26 protein-coding genes and 1 other annotated feature are annotated in these 23,861 nt (G+C 47.2%); all 26 genes read right to left on the reverse strand.

The genetic code is table 11. The annotated features are described in order from the left end of the window. Positions 1-6: 6 nt before the first annotated feature. A complete protein-coding gene (locus L696_RS0124310; RefSeq protein WP_025685942.1) occupies positions 7-609 on the reverse strand; it encodes a class I SAM-dependent methyltransferase in 603 nt (200 codons plus the stop codon). Positions 610-758: 149 nt separating this feature from the next. After that, complete coding sequence (rplL, locus tag L696_RS0124315) at positions 759-1,124, reverse strand: 50S ribosomal protein L7/L12 (RefSeq protein WP_025685943.1); 366 nt, start codon at positions 1,122-1,124, stop codon at positions 759-761. 69 nt (positions 1,125-1,193) lie between these two features. After that, positions 1,194-1,697, reverse strand: coding sequence for a 50S ribosomal protein L10 (rplJ, locus tag L696_RS0124320; protein WP_025685944.1), 504 nt, complete (start codon positions 1,695-1,697; stop codon positions 1,194-1,196). Between the two features lie 68 nt (positions 1,698-1,765). After that, positions 1,766-1,917 (reverse strand) — a sequence feature (ribosomal protein L10 leader region). Positions 1,918-1,985: 68 nt separating this feature from the next. After that, complete coding sequence (gene rplA, locus L696_RS0124325; RefSeq protein WP_025685945.1) at positions 1,986-2,678, reverse strand: 50S ribosomal protein L1; 693 nt, start codon at positions 2,676-2,678, stop codon at positions 1,986-1,988. A gap of 88 nt (positions 2,679-2,766) precedes the next feature. Next, complete coding sequence (gene rplK, locus L696_RS0124330; RefSeq protein WP_007432595.1) at positions 2,767-3,192, reverse strand: 50S ribosomal protein L11; 426 nt, start codon at positions 3,190-3,192, stop codon at positions 2,767-2,769. Between the two features lie 73 nt (positions 3,193-3,265). Beyond that, positions 3,266-3,799 (reverse strand): transcription termination/antitermination protein NusG, encoded by a 534-nt coding sequence (nusG, locus tag L696_RS0124335; RefSeq protein ID WP_014278324.1) that lies wholly within the window; start codon positions 3,797-3,799, stop codon positions 3,266-3,268. A 22-nt stretch (positions 3,800-3,821) separates the two neighbouring features. After that, entirely contained in the window at positions 3,822-4,013 is a 192-nt protein-coding gene (gene secE, locus L696_RS0124340; protein ID WP_025685946.1) for a preprotein translocase subunit SecE, read from the reverse strand. 22 nt (positions 4,014-4,035) lie between these two features. Beyond that, positions 4,036-4,185: a 50S ribosomal protein L33 gene (gene rpmG, locus L696_RS29915; protein WP_023990562.1), complete on the reverse strand. Its 150-nt coding sequence runs from the start codon at positions 4,183-4,185 to the stop codon at positions 4,036-4,038. Positions 4,186-4,516: 331 nt separating this feature from the next. Further along, positions 4,517-5,161, reverse strand: coding sequence for an RNA polymerase sporulation sigma factor SigH (sigH, locus tag L696_RS0124345; protein WP_025685947.1), 645 nt, complete (start codon positions 5,159-5,161; stop codon positions 4,517-4,519). 175 nt (positions 5,162-5,336) lie between these two features. Then, on the reverse strand, positions 5,337-5,858 hold the full coding sequence (locus tag L696_RS0124350) for an NYN domain-containing protein (RefSeq protein ID WP_025685948.1): 522 nt from the start codon (positions 5,856-5,858) through the stop codon (positions 5,337-5,339). Positions 5,859-5,862: 4 nt separating this feature from the next. Then, positions 5,863-6,609: a 23S rRNA (guanosine(2251)-2'-O)-methyltransferase RlmB gene (gene rlmB, locus L696_RS0124355; protein WP_025685949.1), complete on the reverse strand. Its 747-nt coding sequence runs from the start codon at positions 6,607-6,609 to the stop codon at positions 5,863-5,865. A 60-nt stretch (positions 6,610-6,669) separates the two neighbouring features. Next, entirely contained in the window at positions 6,670-7,128 is a 459-nt protein-coding gene (locus L696_RS0124360) for a Mini-ribonuclease 3 (RefSeq protein ID WP_025685950.1), read from the reverse strand. Beyond that, entirely contained in the window at positions 7,125-8,528 is a 1,404-nt protein-coding gene (gene cysS, locus L696_RS0124365) for a cysteine--tRNA ligase (RefSeq protein WP_025685951.1), read from the reverse strand. Before cysS ends, L696_RS0124360 begins: the two co-directional genes overlap by 4 nt. 24 nt (positions 8,529-8,552) lie before the next feature. Continuing rightward, a complete protein-coding gene (cysE, locus tag L696_RS0124370; protein WP_025685952.1) occupies positions 8,553-9,233 on the reverse strand; it encodes a serine O-acetyltransferase in 681 nt (226 codons plus the stop codon). Positions 9,234-9,718: 485 nt separating this feature from the next. Beyond that, positions 9,719-11,179: a glutamate--tRNA ligase gene (gene gltX, locus L696_RS0124375; RefSeq protein WP_025685953.1), complete on the reverse strand. Its 1,461-nt coding sequence runs from the start codon at positions 11,177-11,179 to the stop codon at positions 9,719-9,721. Positions 11,180-11,203: 24 nt separating this feature from the next. After that, positions 11,204-11,695: a 2-C-methyl-D-erythritol 2,4-cyclodiphosphate synthase gene (ispF, locus tag L696_RS0124380; protein WP_025685954.1), complete on the reverse strand. Its 492-nt coding sequence runs from the start codon at positions 11,693-11,695 to the stop codon at positions 11,204-11,206. Beyond that, positions 11,692-12,390 (reverse strand): 2-C-methyl-D-erythritol 4-phosphate cytidylyltransferase, encoded by a 699-nt coding sequence (ispD, locus tag L696_RS0124385; protein ID WP_025685955.1) that lies wholly within the window; start codon positions 12,388-12,390, stop codon positions 11,692-11,694. Before ispD ends, ispF begins: the two co-directional genes overlap by 4 nt. Before the next feature lie 70 nt (positions 12,391-12,460). After that, positions 12,461-13,546 carry a PIN/TRAM domain-containing protein gene (locus L696_RS0124390; protein ID WP_025685956.1) on the reverse strand — a complete coding sequence of 362 codons (1,086 nt, stop codon included), beginning with the start codon at positions 13,544-13,546 and terminating at the stop codon, positions 12,461-12,463. A gap of 192 nt (positions 13,547-13,738) precedes the next feature. Continuing rightward, complete coding sequence (gene pssA / locus L696_RS0124395) at positions 13,739-14,485, reverse strand: CDP-diacylglycerol--serine O-phosphatidyltransferase (RefSeq protein ID WP_025685957.1); 747 nt, start codon at positions 14,483-14,485, stop codon at positions 13,739-13,741. A 54-nt stretch (positions 14,486-14,539) separates the two neighbouring features. Continuing rightward, the gene (gene disA / locus L696_RS0124400; RefSeq protein ID WP_025685958.1) at positions 14,540-15,616 is read right to left on the reverse strand and encodes a DNA integrity scanning diadenylate cyclase DisA; all 1,077 of its coding nucleotides are present in this window, start codon (positions 15,614-15,616) and stop codon (positions 14,540-14,542) included. A 12-nt stretch (positions 15,617-15,628) separates the two neighbouring features. Further along, complete coding sequence (radA, locus tag L696_RS0124405) at positions 15,629-17,002, reverse strand: DNA repair protein RadA (RefSeq protein ID WP_025685959.1); 1,374 nt, start codon at positions 17,000-17,002, stop codon at positions 15,629-15,631. 314 nt (positions 17,003-17,316) lie between these two features. After that, the gene (gene clpC / locus L696_RS0124410) at positions 17,317-19,761 is read right to left on the reverse strand and encodes an ATP-dependent protease ATP-binding subunit ClpC (protein ID WP_025685960.1); all 2,445 of its coding nucleotides are present in this window, start codon (positions 19,759-19,761) and stop codon (positions 17,317-17,319) included. 44 nt (positions 19,762-19,805) lie between these two features. Further along, a complete protein-coding gene (gene mcsB / locus L696_RS0124415) occupies positions 19,806-20,870 on the reverse strand; it encodes a protein-arginine kinase McsB (protein ID WP_025685961.1) in 1,065 nt (354 codons plus the stop codon). Positions 20,871-20,899: 29 nt separating this feature from the next. After that, a complete protein-coding gene (mcsA, locus tag L696_RS0124420) occupies positions 20,900-21,424 on the reverse strand; it encodes a protein-arginine kinase activator protein McsA (RefSeq protein ID WP_025685962.1) in 525 nt (174 codons plus the stop codon). A 61-nt stretch (positions 21,425-21,485) separates the two neighbouring features. Then, entirely contained in the window at positions 21,486-21,950 is a 465-nt protein-coding gene (locus L696_RS0124425; protein WP_025685963.1) for a CtsR family transcriptional regulator, read from the reverse strand. A 569-nt stretch (positions 21,951-22,519) separates the two neighbouring features. Next, positions 22,520-23,707, reverse strand: coding sequence for a GNAT family N-acetyltransferase (locus L696_RS0124430; protein WP_025685964.1), 1,188 nt, complete (start codon positions 23,705-23,707; stop codon positions 22,520-22,522). Between the last annotated feature and the right edge of the window lie 154 nt (positions 23,708-23,861).

A 23,861-nucleotide genomic window follows, 5' to 3' on the forward strand; every position in this document is an offset into this window, starting at 1 on the left:
ATTTTTCTAAAACTTTTTTTCCGCCTTCAAAATACGGTAACCTTTATCCTTCGTAACTTCCTCCACACGTCCGAAAAGGCTCTCTATTTTAGCGCTTGCCGAAGGGGCGCCCTGCTTTTTCTGAATAACTACCCACAAAGCTCCACCTCCATTTAAATGTTCATAAGCAAGCTCGAAAATGGTATGCACCGTTTCCTTACCCGCACGTATAGGTGGATTCGTTAGAATCACGTCAAAACGATCATCTTTCACTTTCTCAAACAGATCGCTTTGCTTTATGGTCACATTGGTAATCCCATTCCGTTCCGCATTCTCTATTGCCAGTTGAACGGCTCGCTCGTTAATATCCACCATTGTAACGTGACCATTCGGTACAAGCGTAGCTGCCGTCAAACCAATCGGTCCATAGCCGCACCCTACATCCAGCACCGAAGCCTGCGCAGGAAGCTGCATCGCCTCAATTAACACACGGCTACCGTAATCAATTCCCTGCTTGGAGAAAACGCCTGAATCGCTGGCAAAACGGTATGTCCGCCCCCGCAGCACTGTTTCCAGGCTCCGCCGTTCGTGCGCCGTCTCTGGCCGTTTGGAGTAATAATGATCAGACATTCATGACCACCTCCTTCGGTTTGTAATACCATCATAGCCTTCACTATAATGTTTCAGACATGCTTGTACTGCCGTTTTACAGCAACAAACCCCTTGAAGATCACCTCAAGGGGTTTGTTTTAGTGCACTGTCTGCTAGATAGCAGTCAATTATTTCACTTCTACGGAAGCGCCTGCTTCTTCCAATTTCGCTTTCAGGGAATCAGCTTCTTCTTTCGCGATTTTTTCTTTCAGTGGTTTTGGAGCGTTGTCAACCAGTTCTTTTGCTTCTTTCAGGCCAAGACCTGTGATTTCGCGAACTGCTTTGATAACGTTGATTTTGGAAGCGCCTGCGCTTGTCAAAATTACGTCGAACTCGGATTGCTCAGCTTCTGCTGCGCCACCTGCTGCGCCGCCTGCTACAGCTACTGGAGCTGCTGCAGTTACGCCGAATTCTTCTTCGATTGCTTTCACGAGATCGTTCAGTTCCAATACGGACATACCTTTAATTGCTTCCAAGATTTGCTCTTTACTCATGGTTGAACCTCCATTTAAATTCTTATTTTTTTGTTTTCAATCTGCTATACAGCAGCTTTAATCCCTAACTTATGCGGTTTGCTCTTCTTTTTCTGCAACAGCTTTAACTGCAAGCGCGAAGTTGCGCATAGGAGCTTGAAGCACGCTGAGGAGCATGGAAAGGAGACCTTCGCGGGATGGCAGTTCTGCCAGCGCTTTGATTTCCTCAACACCGATAACACGGCCTTCTACAACTGCACCTTTCAGTTCCAGCGCAGTGTTTTTCTTAGCGAAATCATTCAAGATCTTAGCTGCAGACACTGCATCATCTTTGCCGAACGCGATTGCAGTAGGACCTGTCAATACTGCGTTCAGTTCAGTCAATTCTGCTGCCGCAGTTGCACGACGGAGCAGCGTGTTTTTCAGCACTTGAAATTCGATTCCGGCTTCGCGAAGCTGCTTACGCAGCTCAGTTACTTGGGCAACATTCAGACCGCGATAGTCAGCAACCACAGTTGTTACGCTCTCGCGCAATTTTGCAGCTACAACTTCAACAGCTTCTTGTTTTGCTTGAATCACTTTTGCATTTGCCAAACTGTACACCTCCTGATCAATTTATCCGCTTTGCTCGACCAACCTGGTGATCGTCCAAAGCTACCTTCATGAGCATGAAAAAAGCCTCCGTAGAGTACGAAGGCTTGATAAATCTACATGGACGGGACGAGCCCGCCACATGAAACGTTCTATCATAACACCTCGGTAGGAGATTAAGCCCGAAGGCACCTACTGTCTACGGTAAGCATATTCAACTTTAATGGTCAGTCACACGGACTCACAACTTTTACAGAATAACAAAATCAATTGAACGTGTCAATCAAAATATTATTTGTAAACAGATGCGTTCACACGAGCACTTGGTCCCATAGTCGAAGAAATAGCGATGTTTTTCAGGTAAATACCTTTAGCAGCCGCTGGCTTCGCACGGTTCAAGGCTTCGATCAAAGCTTTAAGATTCTCGTTCAGTTGTTCAGCACTGAAAGAAGCTTTGCCGATTGGCGCATGAATTTGACCCGCTTTGTCGAGACGGTATTCGATTTTACCGGCTTTAATTTCTTGAACAGCCTTGGCAACGTCGAAAGTAACCGTGCCTGCTTTAGGGTTTGGCATTAAGCCTTTACCACCGAGCAAACGACCCAGTTTACCAACCTCGCTCATCATATCAGGTGTCGCAACGCAGACGTCGAATTCGAACCAGCCTTGTTGAATTTTGTTGATCATATCTTGATCACCAACAAAATCAGCGCCAGCCGCTTCGGCTTCTTTCACTTTGTCACCTTTTGCAAATACCAGAACGCGTTGTGTTTTACCCGTACCATGTGGCAGGACAACAACACCACGAACAGCCTGGTCTTGTTTACGGGAATCTACGCCCAGACGGACTGCTGCTTCAACAGTTTCGTCAAATTTAGCAGTTGCGCCTTTTTTCACCAATTCAACGGCTTCCAAAGGCTCATAAGTCGCTTCGCTGTCGATCAGCTTAGCGGCTTCCAAGTACTTCTTACCATGTTTAGCCATAATCTTTTCCTCCTTATGTGGTATTAGCGGATATTCCTCCCACACTTGCCGGACAGTCAAACTGCCGGCACACGAAGACTAATAAAAATTAGTCTACGATGGTGATACCCATGCTGCGAGCAGTACCTTCAACCATACGCATTGCCGATTCTACGGAAGCTGCGTTAAGGTCAGGCATTTTTTGCTCAGCAATTTGACGAACGGCAGCGCGATTTACAGTTGCAACTTTCGTTTTGTTCGGTTCACCAGAACCTTTTTCGATTTTAGCAGCAACTTTCAACAGCACAGCAGCCGGTGGAGTTTTGGTGATGAACGTAAAAGAACGATCTTCAAACACCGAAATTTCAACCGGGATGATCAGGCCTGCTTGATCAGCAGTACGAGCATTGAACTCTTTACAGAATGCCATGATGTTGACACCTGCTTGACCCAAAGCTGGACCTACTGGAGGCGCTGGATTAGCTTTACCTGCAGGGATCTGCAGTTTTACCATTTTGATTACCTTTTTTGCCACGGATGACACCTCCTTGACTCAATAGTGGTAGACGGACCTAATGATCCTCCCACAAGAAACCTGTAAGAAAAATCTATATTTTCTCCACCTGAGTATAATCCAACTCAAGCGGGGTTTCCCGTCCAAACATGTTGACGTGAACCTTAAGCTTGCTCTTCTCAACCAAAATTTCTTCCACGGAGCCCACAAAATTCGCAAAAGGACCAACTTTAATTCGCACGGATTCCTTAACATCGAATTCAATCTTCGGTTTCGGCTCTACCATGCCCATATGCTTCAGAATCTGTTCAACTTCTTCTGGAAGCAAAGCTGTCGGTTTGGAACCCGAGCCTGTTGATCCTACAAATCCCGTAACACCCGGTGTGTTGCGCACAACATACCAAGAATCGTCGGTTTGAACCATTTCGACCAAGACATAACCAGGGTAAACTTTACGCATAACGGTCTTTTTCTTACCGTCCTTGGTTACCAGTTCTTCTTCCATTGGAACAAGAACGCGGAAAATCTTGTCCTCCATGCCCATGGACTCAACGCGTTTCTCCAAATTGGCTTTGACTTTGTTCTCATACCCTGAATAGGTATGAACGACGTACCATCTTTTTTCCATATCAAGCCACCTGGAACCCTTCCTAGATAATCGCTCCGATCACAGCGGAAATGCCGATATCGAGAACCCAAAAATAAATCGTGACAAACGCAATCGTCCCAATGACAATCAGCGTATAGTTGGTCAGTTCTTTACGATTGGGCCAGCGAACCTTCTTGAGTTCAGCCCAGCTTTCAGAGAAAAAGGAAAACAGAGACTTGAAACTGCGTTTCACGCCGACTACACCTCCAAAAAAACTATCTGGTTTCCCGATGAGAAGTCTGTTCGTTACAGGACTTACAGAATTTCTTCATCTCCATGCGGTCGGGGTGATTACGCTTGTTTTTAGTCGTTGTGTAATTTCTTTGTTTGCATGTTGTACAAGCCAAAGTAATAATTACCCGCATGATGTGCACCTCCCGAAGACATCCAACACCGGAAGTCTCATAATTGATCCTAAAAAAACCGCGAATTTAGGCCTACCTAAAACACTTTATCACACGCGGTTTTCCATGTCAACGAATGTTTGCATACATTTCGCAGTCCCGGCTGTGGTGCATTTTAACATCTGCTCATCCTTTAAAAATCATCTCTGAAAAACCTCTCCAAGATCCATGCGATATCTATTATTCATCTTTTTCAGTATAAATCATTCTTAACACATATAAACCTGCATATCCTGCCCTTAACGAATAAAAAAGACTCGGACTCGAGCCTTTTCCCTGCCAGCCTCTACTTTCAGCTATCCCTTACTTCCAAATACTTTTCAAGTTTGCGCTTGACCCGTTGCAGCGCATTATCAATAGATTTCACGTGGCGGTCAAGGTCCTCGGCAATTTCCTGATATGAACGTCCGTCCAGATACAGCATAAGTACCTTCCGTTCCAGCTCGCTCAGAATCTCGGACATTTTGTCCTCAAGGCCTACAAACTCTTCCTGATTAATAATCAGCTCTTCAGGATCACTTACCTGCGTTCCGCAAATCACGTCCAGCAACGTCCGATCCGACTCTTCATCATAAATGGGCTTGTCCAGAGATACGTAGGAATTCAGAGGAATGTGCTTTTGTCGTGTGGCTGTCTTGATTGCCGTAATAATCTGTCTTGTAATGCACAGCTCGGCGAAGGCCTTGAACGAAGCAAGCTTGTCTCCCTTAAAATCACGAATAGATTTGTAGAGACCAATCATGCCCTCCTGAATAATATCCTCGCGATCAGCGCCGATCAGGAAGTAGGATCTGGCCTTGGCCCGCACGAAGTTCCGATATTTATTAATCAGAAACTCCAGTGCCTCCCCATCACCTTCATGGACTGCTCCAACAATGTCTTCATCAATTTTGTAATCAAACTTTGACAACATGATATCCTTGAGGTCCACACTCACTAACAATCCCTCCGGCTGCAACGCAAGATACCCGTTACTCTCTCAAATATAGGACAAGTATACGCGATGCAACCTGATACCGTCAACCACAACAGCCTAAAAAAGAAGAGCACTAACAAAATTGTCAATGGTTTCAAAATGGAGAACTGTCCAATTACTGGATTTTTTATCTAGACTATTCTCTTCTCCAGCGCTCAAACAGCTTTCGAAGCTCCGGGCTTAGCTTGGCATCCAGCGAATTGCGGGACAATTTGGCGCTATCCTGCTCTATCCGCTTTTTCACTTCCTTTTCAGATTCCTCAATCTCAATCAAAAGTTCACGCGCCGACACCCTGAGCGCTCCTTGTCCAAAAGCGACATGTTGTTCCACCTGATCACTTGTTGCTACATAAATGCTTCTTCTTCGGCTGCTTAGCTCCCGAACCAATCGCTCTATACACTCGTCAGCGGTCTCTTTTTCTTTGGTAAAATAAATCTGGACTTTACTTTGGGCATACGTTTTACCCAATCCTGGCACCCGGTAAGCATCAAATACGACGATGACTCTTCTGCCGGAATACGCCTGATGATCCGCGAGTCGTTCAAGCAGTCTGTCCCTCGCTTCCTGCATACCAGATTGTACCAGTGCGGAAAGTTCGGGCCAGGCTCCAATCACGTTGTAACCGTCCACAAGCAGAACATCCCGCGTGTCAGCCATATCATCAGCCCCGTGCCTGTCGTCCGCGCAACACTTCGTACATCACGACACCTGCGGCTACAGAAGCATTCAGGGAATTGATTTGCCCAGCCATCGGCAGCTTAACGAGTACGTCACATTTCTCACGGATCAAACGGCCTATCCCTTTATTTTCGTTACCAATGACGATAGCTACTGGCCCTGTGAATACACCATTTCCAAAAACTGGGTCCGTAGCTGTCACATCTGTGCCGACTACCCATACGCCTTCCTCTTTGAGACGGTCGATGGTTTGCCCCAAATTGTTCACACGCGCCACAGGAACGTACTCAACCGCCCCCGCCGATGTTTTGGACACCGTTACAGTTACTGCCGCCGAACGTCTTTTCGGCACGATTACTCCATGTGCCCCTGTGCAGTCCGCTGTCCGAAGGATAGACCCCAGATTATGCGGATCTTCAATCTCATCCAATAGGATCAAAAACGGCTCTTCTCCCTTACTACGGGCAGTTGCGAGCAGTTCTTCCACTTCAACATAGGCAAAAGGTGCAGCCTGTGCAACCACTCCCTGATGCTGTATTCCCGGAACCATTTGATCAAGCTTACGCTTGTCCACCTGTAACACAATGATCCCCGCTTTTTTAGCCTCAGCCGTAATGGGCAATGTCAGGTGCTTTTGTGCATTATCCGCAATCCATATTTTATTTATCGTTCTGCCTGAGCGAAGCGCCTCCGTTACCGAATGCTTACCGGCAATCCATTCTTCTTCCATATCTAGCTTCCTCCCGGGAAAACGGCCAATGCTCAATGCATTTGATCCGCTCGTTCCCAATTAAGATTTTTCTGTATTTTCCATTTGTGCAATGCCGTACGTAATCAATTCTCTCATTCTGTCCAAACGTCCGTCACAATAAAGAAAACCGAACAGTCCCTCCAGCGCAGTAGCATGACGATACTCAAGCACATCAGCATTTTTGGGCAGGCTTCCTGACTTGGCATTTCTTCCTTGTCTAACAATATCACGTTCTTCCTCCGTCAGTACCGTCTCCAGCAGCGTGAGCATACGACTCTGCGCCTTGGCAGAGACTAGCCCTGTGGCTCGCCGATGTAAATGGTTCGGGCGCAGATTGGGCTGCGCCAGCAAATATTGCCGCACCGCGACCTCATACACGGCATCGCCAATGTAAGCCAGCGCAATCGGCGGCATCAGGCGGGCCGGCTTGGACGCAGGATACGGGAACCAGTTTCCCGCACCTTCCGAAGCTCCCGCGTGCAATGGCTTATCACTCATTTTCGCCGCCACCGCATACCCTGTGCTGTATCCTCAAGCACGATTCCTTTGGCAGCCAGCAGATCGCGAATTTCATCGGCTCTGCCCCAGTTCTTGGTTTTGCGTGCCTCGACACGCTCCGCAATCAACTGTTCAATTTCATCATCCAACAATTCTTCTCTCCGTTCCGCATAAATACGAAGTACATTGTTCATCGTATGAAAGGTATGCAATACAGCCTTCAATTCCGCCTGGTTTACGACATCGCGCTGCAACAGATGATTCGCTTCGCTAACCCAGTCAAATACAGCAGTAATCGCGTCAGGTGTATTGAAATCATCATCCATTTTTTCGCCAAACTGCTGCAAAATCCCGTCAAGCTTGGCTTGCAGTTCCACTGACACTTCCCTGTTGCCTTCCAGCGTATTGGCTAAACGATGCTTCACGTTGGTAACTGCATTGGCAATCCGTTCGACACTATTCTCCGCCTGACTCATAGTCTCTTGGTTGTAATTCAACGGATTCCGGTAATGAGTCGAAAGCATAAAATAGCGTACAGCCTCCGGCTTGTGACGAGCGCGCAAATCTTTTACCAAAATACCATTACCGAGTGATTTCGACATTTTTTCATTATCAATGCGAATATATCCGTTATGCATCCAGTAGCGAGCTAATGGCTTACCCGTAATCACCTCGGATTGTGCGCATTCGCATTCATGATGCGGGAATTGCAAATCCTGTCCGCCCCCATGAATATCCAGCGTATCCCCCAGATAGTGGCGGACCATGGCAGAGCATTCGATGTGCCAGCCCGGGCGACCGTTGCCCCAAGGACTCGACCAATAAATTTCTCCCGGCTTAGCAGCCTTCCAGAGTACAAAATCCTCAGCGTTTTCCTTACGTTCATCCACATGAATGCGAATCCCGAACTGAAGCTCCTCCAGATTCTGACCCGACAGCTGACCGTAGCATTTGAATTTTTTGGTCCGATAGAACACATCGCCATCATTTTCATAGGCATAGCCTTTATCTACCAATTCCTTGATAAAATCAATAATCAGATCCATACTCTCGGTTACACGGGGATTCATGCTGGCTGCTGGGACATTCAATCCCGTCAAATCCTCATGATAGGCCGCAATAAATTTTTCGGCAACGGCCGAAACATCCATACCCAGTTCCCGAGCCTTGCGGATTAATTTATCATCGACATCCGTAAAATTCACCACATAATTCACGTCATAGCCCAAATACTCCAGATAGCTGCGCACCACATCAAACACAATAACAGGTCGTGCGTTGCCGATATGAATGTAATCATACACGGTAGGTCCGCATACATACATTTTAACCTTTCCAGGCTCGAGTGGCACAAATGGGTTCCGGCTTCTCGTCATTGTATTATAAATTTGAAGCGGCATCGTTATGTTCCTCCCTAATGAAAATCATCCTTGTATTTTATTCTCTTGGGCCACCTGATGTTTCTGAGCGGATCGCCCATCCTTCAAATCAGATATTTCTGCACGCAATCGTTCTATTTCCAGTTGAAGCTCCCGTATAGAATCCACGACCGGATCGGGTAGCTGGTGACTAAGTCGTTCTGGACGTCTACCGTCCTGTCTGACAACCCGTCCCGGGATACCCACCACCGTACTGTTTGGCGGTACCTCTTTTAGCACAACCGAGTTGGAGCCAATGTTGGAATGCGCCCCAATCGTAAAAGAGCCTAATATCTTGGCCCCGGAGCCTATAACCACATTATTCCCAATGGTAGGGTGACGCTTCCCTTTCTCTTTACCCGTCCCTCCAAGAGTGACCCCCTGGTATAATACGACATCATCACCAATCTCACAGGTTTCCCCAATGACAACTCCCATGCCATGGTCAATGAACAGCCGTTTTCCAATAGAAGCACCGGGATGGATTTCAATTCCTGTCATAAACCTAGATACATGAGATATAACACGGGCCAGAATACACCAATTTCGCAGATAAAGCCAATGTGCGATTCGGTGTGCCCAAAGTGCATGAACACCGGGACACGTAAAAATAACCTCCAGCTTGCTTCGGGCAGCCGGATCATTATCCAAAACAGTCTGAATGTCGGATTTAATATGTCTGACCATGTCGCCCCTCCTATTTCCTTCATTTCCTTGCCGCTCTCCACACCACTCCGCGTTTCGCCAATTTTCGCATTCGTCAGCACACTTCGACATTTTTCACCTTTAACGAGCTTGAGTCTGATAAAAATGAAAAAGCGCCTCCGCAGCCTAAGCTGCAGAGACGCATGAACGTGGTCCCACTCTGCTTCAGGCATACCTGCTGCATATAAGCAGAAAAGCCTGTCCTTGGCGTCCGGTAACGAGAACGACTCGGCACACCCTTGCCATATCAGCAGTCGACGCTAATTAGGGTTCAGGCGCACGGCTCCCAGGTGCATTTCCTCCGCAGGTCATCTGGACGGCTTCCAGCCCCGGGGTTCCCCTCGGCCGTCCTCTCTGGCAAATGCCCTTATGCAGTGTACTTCTCCTGTTCTCAGCCTTTACACGTAAATATCAATCCGTATCAATGGAGTCATTATAGCGAAAAGACAACAAATTGACAAGAAATATCAGCCTTTAATTTGTGCCTTGAGACGGTCCAGCACCTTGTCACGTCCAAGCAGGAAGATCGTTTCGTTCAAATCGCGTCCATGCGTTTGACCTGTAAGGGCCACACGAATCGGCATGAACAACTGTTTCCCTTTAAAACCGGTTTCCTTTTGAACTTCCTTGATCAGCTTGGCCATTTGTGGAGCGGTAAATTCCTCGCTCACTTCAACCTTGCCAGCAAAGGCTTTAAGCACTTCAGGAACCTGCTCTTCGGCCAGCACTGCTGCCGCTTCAGCATCAAGCTCCAGATGCGAACGGAAAAACAGTTCAGACAAAGCCACAATGTCGGACGCAGAGGTCATTTGTTCCTGATATAAGCGAACAAGAGCCTTAGCCCAATTCTGCTGTTCCTCCGATAATTCATTCGGTAACAGCCCCGCTGCTTGCAAATGAGGAATCGCCATACCAGCAATCCGCTCAGGATCGGCTTTTTTAATATAATGATTGTTCAGGTAAGCCAGCTTGTGCGTATCAAAGACAGCCGGACTTTTAGATAAACGATTGGGATCGAAAACCGAAATCAATTGCTCCCGGTCATAAATTTCTTCTTCGCCTTCCGGGGACCAGCCCAGCAGCGCAATAAAATTGAATATAGCTTCTGGCAAGTAGCCCAACTTGTCGTACTGCTCCATGAACTGAATAATGGACTCGTTGCGTTTGCTAAGCTTTTTGTGATCATCGCCCACGATCAATGTCATATGACCGAAGATTGGAGGCTCCCAGCCAAGCGCTTCAAAGATCATCAATTGTCGCGGTGTATTGGAGACATGGTCCTCGCCCCGCAGCACATGCGATATTTTCATCAAATGATCGTCAACCGCCACTGCAAAGTTATATGTCGGAATACCGTCTTTTTTGACGATAACAAAATCGCCGCTTTCCTTCGAATTAAACGTAATTTGGCCTTTGACCATATCATTAAAGGTATATTCGCGATCTTCTGGTACGCGGAAACGGATACTTGGTACACGACCCTCCGCTTCGAATGCCTGACACTGTTCCTCCGTCAGATCACGGTGTTTCCCGGAGTAGCGCGGTGTCTCCCCACGTTCCGTCTGTTCTTCACGTTCGCGTTCCAGTTCTTCTTCGGTGCAGTAACAGCGGTAAGCCAGGCCACGATCCAGCAGATCCTGCCAATACGTTTTGTATATATCCAGGCGCTCGGTCTGACGGTAAGGTCCATACTCGCCTCCGACATCCACGCTTTCATCCCAATCCATACCCAGCCATTTCAGATATTTAAGCTGGCTCTCTTCCCCGCCTTCAATGTTGCGTTTCACATCTGTATCTTCAATACGAATAATAAATTTGCCACCTTGGTTCCGAGCATACAAATAATTAAATAATGCCGTTCTGGCATTTCCAATATGCAGATGCCCTGTTGGGCTTGGGGCATAACGTACACGAACTTCCGTGCTCATAAAATCTCCTCCAAATCTAAGTTCTCAAGATGATAGCATACCCTTAACAAGACAGACAACCGATTGAGCTGCGATCCCTTCACCCCGCCCGGCAAAGCCGAGCTGCTCTGTCGTAGTCGCCTTCACGTTCACCTGGGAAGGGTCCTCCGCTTCCAGCGCACGAGCGATTACTTCATTCATCTGCGGGATGTAAGATGCCATTTTGGGCTTTTGTGCAATAATCGTAGAATCAATATTCCCCAATCGATATCCTCGCTCTTTAGCCAAACTCCATACATGCTCCAGCAGCTTGAGACTGTCGGCATCCTTGAATTCCGGATCGTTATCCGGAAAGTGCTTCCCGATGTCCCCCAGACCAAGCGCGCCCAGAATGGCATCGCTAATCGCATGCAGCAGCACATCAGCATCAGAATGACCCAGCAATCCCTTTTCATAAGGAATATTCACGCCCCCGATAATGCACGGCCTTCCTTCCACCAACTGGTGGACGTCAAACCCTTGTCCCACTCTGATCATCTGATATCCTCTCCCTCTGTCTTTACCCATAACGCCGCCATATCCAAATCCTCAGGCGTGGTAATTTTAATATTTTTGTAGCTGCCCTGAACCACAGTGACCGGAATCCCCAATCGCTCCACAAGCATAGAATCGTCTGTCCCCAAAAATCCTGCCTGCTCCGCTTCCTCGTAGGCCCGCAGCAGATCGGAAAGACGAAAAGTCTGTGGCGTTTGAATACTCCACAGACTTCGGCGATCTGGCGTTGCCGTAATGATACCATCCCCGTTCACTTGCTTGACTGTATCCTTTACAGGCACCGCCGCTACAGAAGCACCAGTACGCTGGGCTGCCTCCAGGCATGAACGTACAAGCTCAGGCTGAATGAGCGGGCGCACACCATCATGCACCATCACCCAATCTGCTTGCAGGTGGCTCAGACCACGATATACCGAATGCTGGCGTTCACTGCCCCCAGCCACCACCTGCACGTTCTTGCCGATCCGGTATTGACGAATCCACTCTTGGCAGCGCTCGACATCTTCCGCCCCCGTCACCATCACCATTTCATCCACTTCGGGTATGGCTGCGAATATTTCAAGTGTATGTATGAAGATGGGCTTGTCCCGCAAAAGCAAAAATTGCTTGCTCTCCGGCGTTCCCATACGGGAGCCGCGCCCGGCCGCCACAATGACGACTCCTACCCGATTGTTCATTGAAATGACTCCTGCCTTGATCGCATCTGGACGATCCGTATGATTACACATCTACTTCATCATACCGCGTTTATTGAGCTTTTTCCAATAATTTCGGTTTGGCAAAAATCATACGGCCCGCAGAGGTCTGAAGTACGCTCGTTACCAACACCTCCATCAGAGAACCAATGTAGTCTCGACCGCCTTCCACAACGATCATTGTACCATCATCCAGATAGGCCACACCTTGCCCATGCTCCTTGCCGTCTTTGATAATCTGCACCATAATTTCCTCACCAGGCAGCACTACAGGCTTTACAGCATTTGCCAAGTCATTAATATTCAGCACCGATACACCTTGAAGCTCGCACACCTTATTCAGGTTAAAATCGTTCGTTACCACCTTACCCTGTAGCACCTTTGCCAGCTTGACCAGCTTGCTGTCGACCTCTGAAATCTCCTCAAAATCGCCTTCATAAATCAATACATTTACATCCAACTCTTTTTGAATCTTGTTCAAAATATCCAGACCTCGCCGCCCGCGGTTACGCTTGAGCAAATCCGACGAATCTGCAATATGCTGAAGCTCCTCCAGCACAAATTCGGGAATAACAATCGTCCCTTCGATAAAACCCGTCTTGCAAATATCCGCAATACGTCCGTCTATAATAACGCTGGTGTCCAAAATTTTATGTTCCTCTAGCTTGCGTTCTTCCACACCCGTACCACGACCAAAAAATCCCGAACTCCAAAATGAGGACAGCTCGTCCCGTTTTTCCAGCCCGACCATCACACCCACATATCCGCATACGATGGTGACGGCCGTTTGGATCAGTTGACCTGGTGCCCCCAGCCATGACAAAAGCGGGTAAACTGCTAAGGAAAGGATCAAGCCCACCGCTAATCCAATCGTACCTGCCATCATCTCATTCATTGGAATCCGTACCAAACCTTCGATCCCCTGCTGTAAACGATTCGCCACAGCTGTTCCGGCGAGCGAACATCCAGCCATAAATAACACAGCTCCCGCAATCATCCAAACAGCCATTCCCGGTAACGAACCATCACTCAACCACTGGGGCAGCCATGATACGATACCTCCTACCCGATGATATAACGTATAGCCGAACCATGCTCCGCACAATCCTGTAAAAGTTAAAATAGCCTTTCTCCACATCAAGTCTCTATACCTCCTTTGTTTTCTTTTTACATCCTGATATTTATTGCATATACATCACTTTCCTTACCAGTATGATCCAATTTTCACGCAACTAACCCTATGTTTTTGATTTTTTATGCATAAAAAAAAGCATCTATCTCCCTGAAATGATTCAAGGAAATAAATGCTCATTTGTTTTCTCGCTTAATTCTAATGCTGTGAATGACGATATTGATCATCCTGTTCTTCCTGAGTGGAACGTCCCCGTCCGCGCCCACGTCTACGTGACAACTTACGGATATTAAGTTTCATGCCATACAATGCATACAACACCAACGGTACGAAAATCAGCTTCGATAATTGATCCGGGAATTTAACTGCCAGTACAACGGCAGCAACCACAACCCATGGAGCGATCCAGATCGCTTTCTTCGGAAGACCCACCTTTTTTAAATTCGGATATTTCATCGAGCTGACCATCAAATAAGAGACAAGTAGCATCGCAACCGACATGTATAACGTGGAGACATCATTATGAAACAAGGATAAAGTCGCCAGCACTCCACCTGCTGCCGGTATCGGCAAGCCTGTAAAATAACCCGGTACACCAGGACGTACATTAAAACGAGCCAAACGTAACGCTCCGCACATCGGAAAAATAGCCGTAACCGTCCAGGCCAAAGCCGAATTAGCATCATGAAAAGCAACCATGTACATAATAACTGCGGGGGCTACACCAAAAGATATCATATCTGATAAGGAGTCCAGTTCTTTACCGAATTCGCTCTGGGCATTTAGCGCCCGGGCCATTCGTCCATCCAGTCCGTCCAACAACATGGCGACAATAACCATAATAGCGGCAAGACTGTATTTTCCGTCTACGGCCAGTAAAATGGCGATCATTCCGAGAAACAAGTTACCCAAGGTACACATGTTCGGAATTGATTTGGTAATCATCTCTTCACCTCAATGTATGAATTGTTCCATTATAATCCTTTCACTGTATTACATTTACATTTGCCTGTCAATGAAAACTTGTTCCTGCAATCGTTTGAGTCCCTCTTTAATGGTACGCGCACGGACTTCTCCAATGCCATCTACTTCATCCAGTTCTTCAATCGTCGCTGTCATAACATGCGGAAAACGCCCAAACCGCTCCACCAGATTGTGAATGATCACATTCGGTAGACGTGGTATCTTGTTCAGCACCCGATAACCGCGCGCCACGATATATTCTTCTGATGTCGCAGCCGAAGACGGGTATCCCAGCAAACGCACAATATGATTTGCATCCAGCAGCTCATCGTCCGTGGAACGCTTGAGACCCAATATGATGCCACGAATTTTCTCATCGCTATCGTCTTTGGCATAATCCTTATACAGTAGCCAAGCCTCTTCCTCGATATTACTGACAAGCTCATCCATCTGCATGCAAATTAAACGGCCCTCATTCCCAAGCTCGTTAATAAATCGTTTGATTTCCATTTTGATGCGCAGCACCATTTCGATCCGTTGGATAACATTTACCACTTCGGGCATGGTCACTAATTCTTCAAATTCGGATGCCGTCAAATTCGTCGAGGCTTGCCCCAACACAGATCTATACTTTTCCAGCGTCTGAATGGCCTGATTGGCTTTGGTTAAAATAACTCCAATTTCCTTGAGCGCATATCTCAGCGTTCCCTGATACAATGTAATAATATTACGCCGCTGCGAAATAGATACGACTAACTTGCCGGTTTGCTTGGCAACCCGCTCCGCTGTCCGGTGACGAATACCCGTTTCAATCGATGAGATAGAAGAATCAGGAATCAATTGCGTATTTGCGTATAGAATCCGTTTCAAATCCTCGCTCAGTATGATGGCACCGTCCATCTTAGCCAGTTCATACAAATAGTTCGGCGAAAAATCACAGTTAATCGAGAAGCCGCCGTCCACGACCTCCATTACCTCCGGGCTATAGCCAACGACCAGAAGAGCGCCCGTTTTGGCGCGCAGCACGTTTTCCAGTCCGTCGCGAAAGGGAGTTCCCGGTGCCACAAGCCGCAGCAAATCATTCATTTTATCCAGTTGGCTCGCTTCTTTCATTCTCATTGCCCCCTAATCTAATGCGGCTGCCAATGCATCTGCCACCGTTCCTACTCCTACAATTTGTATCCCTTTCGGATGCGTCCAGCCCTTCAGACTCTTCTCTGGCATAATCACCCGTTTAAAACCGAGCTTCTCTGCTTCACGCACACGCTGCTCCGCTCTGGATACAGCACGCACCTCACCCGTCAGCCCCACCTCGCCAAAAATCACATCGTACGGCTTGGTAGGCGCATCTCGAAAGCTGGAAGCAATACTCACCGCTATAGCCAGGTCCACCGCTGGTTCATCCAGTTTTACGCCCCCGGCCACATTTAGATACGCATCCTGATTTTGCAAAAACATACCCATCCGCTTTTCCAACACGGCTATAATCAATCCCATTCGGTGATGGTCAACCCCTGTACCCATTCGGCGCGGAGAAGGAAAATGTGTAGTCGCAATCAGCGCTTGCAGCTCAACTAATACAGGCCGGGTCCCTTCCATACTGGCGACGACTGTGGAACCAGCCACACCCAGAGGTCGTTCGGACAAGAACAGCTCGGAAGGATTCGACACCTCACGCAAGCCGCTTTCAGCCATTTCAAAAATACCAATTTCATTCGTAGAGCCAAAACGATTCTTAACCGCACGCAACAGCCGATACGTATGATGGCGCTCTCCTTCAAAATAAAGCACGCAATCGACCATATGCTCCAACAGACGCGGGCCTGCAATGGCCCCTTCCTTGGTCACATGTCCTACCAGCACCGTCGCAATACCTAATCCCTTGGCAATCCGCATAAAACGTGAAGTACATTCCCGTACCTGTGCTACACTCCCCGGCGCACTCGTCACCTCAGGCAAATATACAGTCTGGATAGAGTCAATCACCAGAAACTCCGGTTTCAAGCTGTCTACCGCTTCTTCAATCGTCTCCAAATTCGTCTCACATAATACGTATAGGTTGGGGGACAAGGCACCGAGACGATCTGCACGCAGCTTCGTCTGACGAACGGATTCCTCACCTGACACATAAAGCACCTTTAAACCGGTTAAAGCCAGCTCATTTGATGTCTGTAGCATAAGCGTAGACTTTCCAATCCCCGGATCACCGCCCACCAGAACGAGTGAACCCGGCACCACGCCTCCTCCAAGCACGCGATTCAATTCGCCAATTCCCGTCAAAATTCGTGCTTCTTTGCCACTCTCCACCTCGATAATAGGGAGCGGTTTATCTTTTGTGCTATGAGTAAGAAGGGAAGAACCCAGTCCTTGAGTTTTAACAACGCTTTCCGTTTCCTCCACCATGGAATTCCATGCCTGGCATCCGGGACATTTTCCATACCATTTGGGCGATTCATAACCGCACTCCGTACAGGAAAATTTAGTTTTCACTTTAGCCATACTTTGTTCCTTGGCTCCTTATATGACAACGATCAATGTCGGATTTATCATCACACAGCCCGGAAAGGGCTGTAACAATAAAAGTTTACCATTGAAGCTCGGCGGACGTAAAGCGATATCACAAACTTTTCCAAAGCACTTATCCGACCACTCCACAGTGCTTTATACACAAAAAGGGTGCCCTCGCCACAGCTTTTCAGCCTGCGAGACACCCTTTCTAACCACTTTTATTGTGCTAACCTATCGTACCTCTGTCCTTTTTGGGCAAAAGCCGATGATTATCATTAACTTTTATTGCCTGCTCAGTACAATGTTCAGGACTTGGCGGATACGTTATCCTTTTTCGTAACGGTCAACGCACCATTCTCCTCATCAATAAAGAGAGAATCGCCTTTAGTGATATTACCCGACAACAGCTCCTCGGACAGACGATCCTCGATATGCTTCTGGATTGCACGACGCAATGGACGCGCACCATATGCCGGATCAAAGCCTTCCTTCGCAAGGAATACCTTAGCCTTGTCTGTCAACTCAAAATCAACCTCGTACTCATTCAGACGCTTACGCAGCTCTTCGGACATGAGCGACACGATTTCGGCGATGTGTTTTTCTTCGAGAGAATGGAAAACGATAATTTCATCAATCCGGTTCAAGAACTCGGGACGGAAGCTTTTCTTCAGTTCATCCATCACTTTGCCCTTCATGTTATCGTAATCCGCTCCAGCGTCCACAACAGCTGTAAAGCCCAGCGTTGAGTTGCGTTTGATCGCCTGTGCACCCACATTGGATGTCAGGATGATAAGTGTGTTGCGGAAATCGACGACACGACCTTTGGAATCCGTTAGACGTCCATCTTCCAGCACTTGCAGGAGAATGTTGAACACTTCTGGATGTGCTTTTTCAATCTCATCCAACAGTACGACAGAGTAAGGTTTACGACGTACCTTCTCAGTCAATTGACCGCCTTCTTCATATCCAACATATCCTGGAGGCGCTCCTACCAGACGGGACGTGGAATGCTTCTCCATGTATTCGGACATATCGATTCGGATAACCGCATTTTCATCTCCGAACATGGATTCAGCCAACGCGCGTGCCAGCTCGGTTTTACCAACCCCGGTTGGACCGAGGAAAATAAAGGAGCCGATTGGACGCTTCGGATCTTTCAGTCCAGCACGTGCCCGGCGAATAGCCCGACTAACTGCCTTAACTGCTTCATCCTGCCCAATTACCCGCTCATGCAACAACTCTTCCATGTTCAGCAAGCGATGCGTTTCTTCCTCTTTCAGCTTGCTGACCGGAACACCTGTCCAGATCGCAACGACCTGAGCAATATCCTCTGGTGTTACTTCGGAATCTGTACGTCCCTGTTGCTCTTTCCATTGGTTTTTCGTAACATCCAGCTCTTCACGAATTTTCTGCTCTGTATCACGCAGTGCAGCCGCCTTTTCGAACTCTTGGCTTTGTACAGCCGAATCCTTTTCCTTACGAATATCTTCCAGACGGTTTTCCAGCTGTTTCAGGTCTGGCGGTACCGTGTAGGAATTCAGCCTTACCTTGGAACCCGCTTCATCAATAAGGTCAATTGCTTTATCCGGCAGGAAGCGGTCGGTGATATAACGATCCGACAATTTTACTGCCGCTTCAATGGCTTCATCCGTAATTTTCACACGATGATGCGCTTCATAACGGTCACGCAGGCCGTACAGAATTTGAATAGCTTCTTCTGGAGAAGGCTGATCTACCGTTATCGGCTGGAAGCGGCGTTCCAAAGCGGCGTCCTTCTCAATATATTTGCGGTATTCGTCCAGCGTTGTTGCACCGATGCATTGCAGCTCGCCACGTGCCAGAGCAGGCTTGAGGATATTGGAAGCATCAATTGCACCTTCCGCTCCACCAGCACCGATCAGCGTATGCAGCTCATCAATGAACAATACGATATTTCCAGCCTGACGAATCTCGTCCATAATCTTTTTCAAGCGATCCTCGAATTCACCACGATATTTGGTGCCTGCTACCACAGAACCCATATCCAGTGTCATAACACGCTTGTCACGCAGCGTTTCGGGAATCTCATTCGCAATAATCTTTTGCGCCAGTCCTTCGGCAATTGCTGTTTTACCTACCCCTGGCTCACCGATCAGAACCGGATTGTTCTTCGTACGGCGGCTGAGTACCTGAATTACACGCTCAATTTCCTTACTACGCCCGATGACAGGGTCCAGGTTGTTTTCCTTCGCAGATGCCGTCAAATCACGTGCCAAGCTGTCCAGCGTTGGTGTGCTGACATTAGCCGGAGCACCGTGATGGCTGGAAACAGCCTCGCTGCTGCCGAGCAATTGAAGCACTTGCTGACGCGCTTTATTCAGACTGATACCCAGGTTATTCAGTACACGGGCTGCTACACCTTCGCCTTCACGGATAAGACCGAGCAAAATATGCTCTGTACCTACATAGGTATGGCCCAGCTTACGAGCTTCATCCATAGACAGCTCGATAACCTTTTTGGCGCGTGGAGTATAGGCAATGTTCGTCGGTTGTTCTTGACCGCGTCCAATCAGCGTTTCCACTTCATCCTGAATTTTTTCCAGTCCCAGCCCTAAACCAATCAAGGCTTTCGCCGCAATTCCTTCACCTTCACGAATGAGGCCGAGCAAAATGTGCTCCGTGCCAATGTTGTTGTGTCCCAATCGAACAGCTTCTTCCTGAGCCAAGGCAAGCACTTTTTGTGCGCGTTCCGTAAATCTTCCAAACATCATATATCCTGCACCTCCACAGTGTGTATTTCAGATCATTCTATATATTAAAGGGTTGTGCCTAATTTTTGCCGGATCAGCTTCGCCCGGTACATATCGCGCTCGTCGGTATTCATTTTATCTCCAAAGCTTTTTTGCAGAAATCCGGGTTGTGTCATCACATTCAGCTCATTCAACGCTGCGGTGGATGGACGCTCCAAAATCCCCAAGTCCACGCCAAGACGTACATCCGACAATCGCTGTGCGGCCTCCTTGGAATCCAGTACCGCTGCATATGACAAAATACCGAATGAACGCATCACCCGATCCGTAATCCGCAGCATGGACTCATTCATCAGCCGTTCCCTGGCGGAACGTTCGTGCTCTATAATTTGCAGCACGACGCCATGCAGATTTTCGATAATTTCCGCTTCGGTTTGTCCCAATGTAATCTGATTGGATACCTGAAACAGATTGCCGACCGCTTCGCTGCCTTCACCATAAATACCGCGAACGGTAAGACCTACCTGTGAAACAGCAGACAAAATGCGGTTAATCTGATGAGTCATGACCAGTGCGGGCAGATGCATCATCACTGAAGCTCTCATCCCTGTGCCAACATTCGTCGGACAGCTGGTCAGAAAGCCTCTACGATCATCAAATGCATAATCGACATGCGCCTCAAATGCATCATCAATAACCATAGCACGTTCCCAAGCTTCTCTAACCTGACATCCCGGATATAAGCACTGGATACGCAGATGATCCTCTTCGTTTATCATAACACTAACCGATTCATCATCGCTAATCAAAACAGCACCGTTACGAGATTCGTTCGCCAAATTAGGGCTAATCAAATGCTTCTCAACCAGCACCTGCTTGTCGATCTCATCCAACTCGGATATTTTCAGGGTATGAAAGGTACCAAAGCGTCCTAAATCATCATACTGAAGGATATCCGTCAAGCGTTGAAGTGCTTCTTCCGACTGCTGGTTGGTAGCAAGCATGGGAAAAGGCAGATGCTGCAAGTTACGCGCAATTCTCACCCGGCTGCTAATGACAATCTCTGAATCCGCAGCATCACCACGCATCCAATCACTTAGCGGCTTTTCCGTAAACCGGATATTAGGCATTACGCATCCCCTCCTACTCTTCACAAACTTTACTCTTCAGTCATTTCTTTTTCAAGCTCTCTGATTTGATCCCTAAGCTCAGCGGCTGATTCGAATTCTTCCTGTACAATATGTTGTTGCATCTCTTTTTTCAGATCGTCAATTTGCCGTTTAACCTTCAATCGACCTCCGGTGCGAACTGGAACCTTGCCCACATGGCTCGTACTGCCATGCACACGCTTGAACAACGGGTCCAGACGGCTGTCAAAATATTGATAGCATGACGGGCACCCAAAGCGCCCCAGCTTACTGAACTGTGCATAGGTCATGCCACACTCCTTGCATTGCAGGTTCTGTGGACCGCTATGGCCTGGCGACTGGCTCTTTGTACTGGATTCGAAATCCAGCATACCCGACAATAGGCTATGAATTGAAAAGCCATTAGGTGTACCAGGGATCATCTCCCCTTTTTCCTTCGCACACGTCTCACAAATATGAAACTCTGTCTTTTCGCCATTCACAATTTTGGTGAAATGCAAAGTTGCCGGCCTTTTATTACATTCTTGGCACAGCATAAAAGCACCTCCTTCAGCGTCAGGATTTTACAAATCCCTACTCCAAATCTTGAATCACACGCTATCTGGCCACCAGCAACGAAATCAGCATAGCCTTAAGCAGCCTTGCCCGTAGCTGATCACGATAGGGAAGCTTCAGTAATAATGTGTCCCTTGATAAAGCAGCCTTCATTAAAACAGCTTCCCTTTTGCTTAAAAAATGAGCTTCCTCCAACTGATAAACCAGCCCTTCCGCTGCCGATTGACTAATTTCCTCTCCAATGCTTTGATGGAGATGGGTGTGGATCGCATGCTGTGCGGGCAGTTGAATTCGCTGAATGCGAATGTACCCCCCACCACCGCGCTTACTTTCCACCACATAGCCTTTTTCCAGCGTAAAACGGGTACTGATTACATAATTAATTTGCGACGGCACGCAGGAAAAGCGGTCAGCCAAATCATTACGCTGAATTTCCACTAAGCCTTTGGGACTTTCCAGCAATATGCTCTTCAAATATTGTTCAATAATATCGGAAACATTGCGCATTTCATCATCCTCCACTAACGGAAACGCAAATATTCAGTACATTTCACGCTCCACAGAGTCCGCCGTATATTGAACTTAACCAAACGGTAAAGTCACGAATCTAAGCCAGTAGCAGAGCTAATTCACCCTCCGTCCTCACTTAAAAACATCCCGTTTAGCTTCTAGTGTGACCTTTAATCGTAATAGATCATACACCTTTCCTCACGCTCATGAGATTACAGTGAATGTTTACCAACAAATCAGGTCTATCTTTTCATACTGTGTTGGTGTCAATGTATTATATACGGCTAAAAACTCAGCGTATTCACACCATTCTAATGAAGCACTACAGGCTCCATTGACTTTGACTTTCTTTGACTATATTCACATTATAGCACAAAATATATTTTTGCCAAGGGGTCAATATCATTTTTCGCAATCTAATTATGTTTTATACAATATAAGAAAAACTCTTCCCTTTACGGAAAGAGTTCTGAAAAATATCGTTAAAATCATCCACACCTTATAATAGGTATTTAAGCTAAATTCCCTAAAAAATGAAGACTCAAGAGCATCTAAGAGCGTTACAATTAGAAAAAATCTAGCAAAAATGTTTGTGCTACCGGTATTACTCGTTCTAATGCAGATGCAGACTCGCCGCGCCCTTTAATACGACTCCACTTATACAGAGCATCAGGCCGCTGATAGCCAAGCATCAGGGTGGTCAGCGATTGGATACTCACACTCAAGTCAGCTTCTATTGCGTCCTCGGAAGAACTGTTTGAATCCACTCTATCCAAATGTCCTTGCCCTTCCGCGGTGACCGTCAATGTCCATATTCCTTCATTCCATGGAGCATAACGATCTGTCAGATATAAGGTCAAACGTGTTTCCTCTCCAATGGCCTCAAAGGGATATTTCTCCACAAAAGCAGCAGCATCTACAATGCGGCCCATAAAATAAGGCACTGTTTCCTGCTGAATTCGTGGATCATCCAGTAGAAATGGCAGATTATCATCGGCCGGAATGTAAATAAATTTACCTTGGGTTATCATCGAATCATGATTGGCAAAATACGTCCACAACGCCCGCCGTGCCGTTTCATTAATATATACCAGTTCGTCGCAATTCAATTGCTTATCTTCAATTTTGTATAAAGCATATCCCTGAGGATCGCCTGCTTCAGAGTAGTACACTGCGGTCCGGTAGTTTTTAATTAATGTCCGCTCTTGCCACCATTCCTTGTTTCGTACCAGTGTACCATTATAACGCGAAGCGTAGGCTTGATACACTTGGTCCAGCTCAGAAATATCCTTCACATCCCGTTTGACCGTACCTTCGGTTTTAAGCTTGGCAGGGAATTTATCGATCGGAATAATATACTTTTTGTATTCAATATACGTTTCCCATCCAAATTTACGATAGAAGGCAAAGGAGAAAGGATGTAAAAAAGAAAGACTCTGCCCCGCATCCTTCATCTCTTCAAGCGCATGCGTTAAAAGGCGTGAAACCAGACCCCCGCGCCGTTTTTCCGGCCACGTTGCCACACCAGCGATGCCCCCCATGTCAAAAACCTGACCTTGTATGTATACCTGTAGCGGTAACAAAGTCAGCTTCGCATTCAAGTCCGTTCCGTCGAATATCCCCCAAGTTTGTTCTGGTTTGAATTTCTTCTTCGATTTCTCCAGATCCTCCGGGGATAATGTGAACTGAAACGCATATTGAGACAACTCAATAGCGGCTTCAAATTCCTCACGTTGTAATTGTCTGATTTCCATAAGTTTGTCACCTCGCTCGCATACTTGGACTTCCACAAAAAGATCACACCTTTAGAGTGTCGCAAAGCCTTGGTTCTCTGTCAACCTTAGGAACAGATGGTTATAGTAAAAATGTATAAAAAAAGAACCACAATCTCAAGGAGATCATGGTCCT

It is taken from the genome of Paenibacillus maysiensis, assembly GCF_000520815.1.
Classification (GTDB): Bacteria; Bacillota; Bacilli; order Paenibacillales; family Paenibacillaceae; genus Paenibacillus; species Paenibacillus maysiensis.

Coding starts and splice junctions, on each gene's coding strand:
- cysS (WP_025685951.1), bottom strand. CDS start 8,528: ATGCCGCTTCAAATTTATAATACAATGACGAGAAGCCGGAACCCATTT.
- radA (WP_025685959.1), bottom strand. CDS start 17,002: ATGGCTAAAGTGAAAACTAAATTTTCCTGTACGGAGTGCGGTTATGAA.
- pssA (WP_025685957.1), bottom strand. CDS start 14,485: ATGATTACCAAATCAATTCCGAACATGTGTACCTTGGGTAACTTGTTT.
- cysE (WP_025685952.1), bottom strand. CDS start 9,233: ATGGTCAGACATATTAAATCCGACATTCAGACTGTTTTGGATAATGAT.
- mcsA (WP_025685962.1), bottom strand. CDS start 21,424: ATGCTGTGCCAAGAATGTAATAAAAGGCCGGCAACTTTGCATTTCACC.
- rplA (WP_025685945.1), bottom strand. CDS start 2,678: ATGGCTAAACATGGTAAGAAGTACTTGGAAGCCGCTAAGCTGATCGAC.
- ispF (WP_025685954.1), bottom strand. CDS start 11,695: ATGATCAGAGTGGGACAAGGGTTTGACGTCCACCAGTTGGTGGAAGGA.
- L696_RS0124425 (WP_025685963.1), bottom strand. CDS start 21,950: ATGCGCAATGTTTCCGATATTATTGAACAATATTTGAAGAGCATATTG.
- L696_RS0124360 (WP_025685950.1), bottom strand. CDS start 7,128: ATGAGTGATAAGCCATTGCACGCGGGAGCTTCGGAAGGTGCGGGAAAC.
- mcsB (WP_025685961.1), bottom strand. CDS start 20,870: ATGCCTAATATCCGGTTTACGGAAAAGCCGCTAAGTGATTGGATGCGT.
- rplL (WP_025685943.1), bottom strand. CDS start 1,124: ATGAGTAAAGAGCAAATCTTGGAAGCAATTAAAGGTATGTCCGTATTG.
- L696_RS0124390 (WP_025685956.1), bottom strand. CDS start 13,546: ATGTGGAGAAAGGCTATTTTAACTTTTACAGGATTGTGCGGAGCATGG.
- L696_RS0124310 (WP_025685942.1), bottom strand. CDS start 609: ATGTCTGATCATTATTACTCCAAACGGCCAGAGACGGCGCACGAACGG.
- nusG (WP_014278324.1), bottom strand. CDS start 3,799: ATGGAAAAAAGATGGTACGTCGTTCATACCTATTCAGGGTATGAGAAC.
- L696_RS0124350 (WP_025685948.1), bottom strand. CDS start 5,858: ATGGCTGACACGCGGGATGTTCTGCTTGTGGACGGTTACAACGTGATT.
- L696_RS0124430 (WP_025685964.1), bottom strand. CDS start 23,707: ATGGAAATCAGACAATTACAACGTGAGGAATTTGAAGCCGCTATTGAG.
- gltX (WP_025685953.1), bottom strand. CDS start 11,179: ATGAGCACGGAAGTTCGTGTACGTTATGCCCCAAGCCCAACAGGGCAT.
- ispD (WP_025685955.1), bottom strand. CDS start 12,390: ATGAACAATCGGGTAGGAGTCGTCATTGTGGCGGCCGGGCGCGGCTCC.
- rpmG (WP_023990562.1), bottom strand. CDS start 4,185: ATGCGGGTAATTATTACTTTGGCTTGTACAACATGCAAACAAAGAAAT.
- disA (WP_025685958.1), bottom strand. CDS start 15,616: ATGAAAGAAGCGAGCCAACTGGATAAAATGAATGATTTGCTGCGGCTT.
- rlmB (WP_025685949.1), bottom strand. CDS start 6,609: ATGGAAGAAGAATGGATTGCCGGTAAGCATTCGGTAACGGAGGCGCTT.
- clpC (WP_025685960.1), bottom strand. CDS start 19,761: ATGATGTTTGGAAGATTTACGGAACGCGCACAAAAAGTGCTTGCCTTG.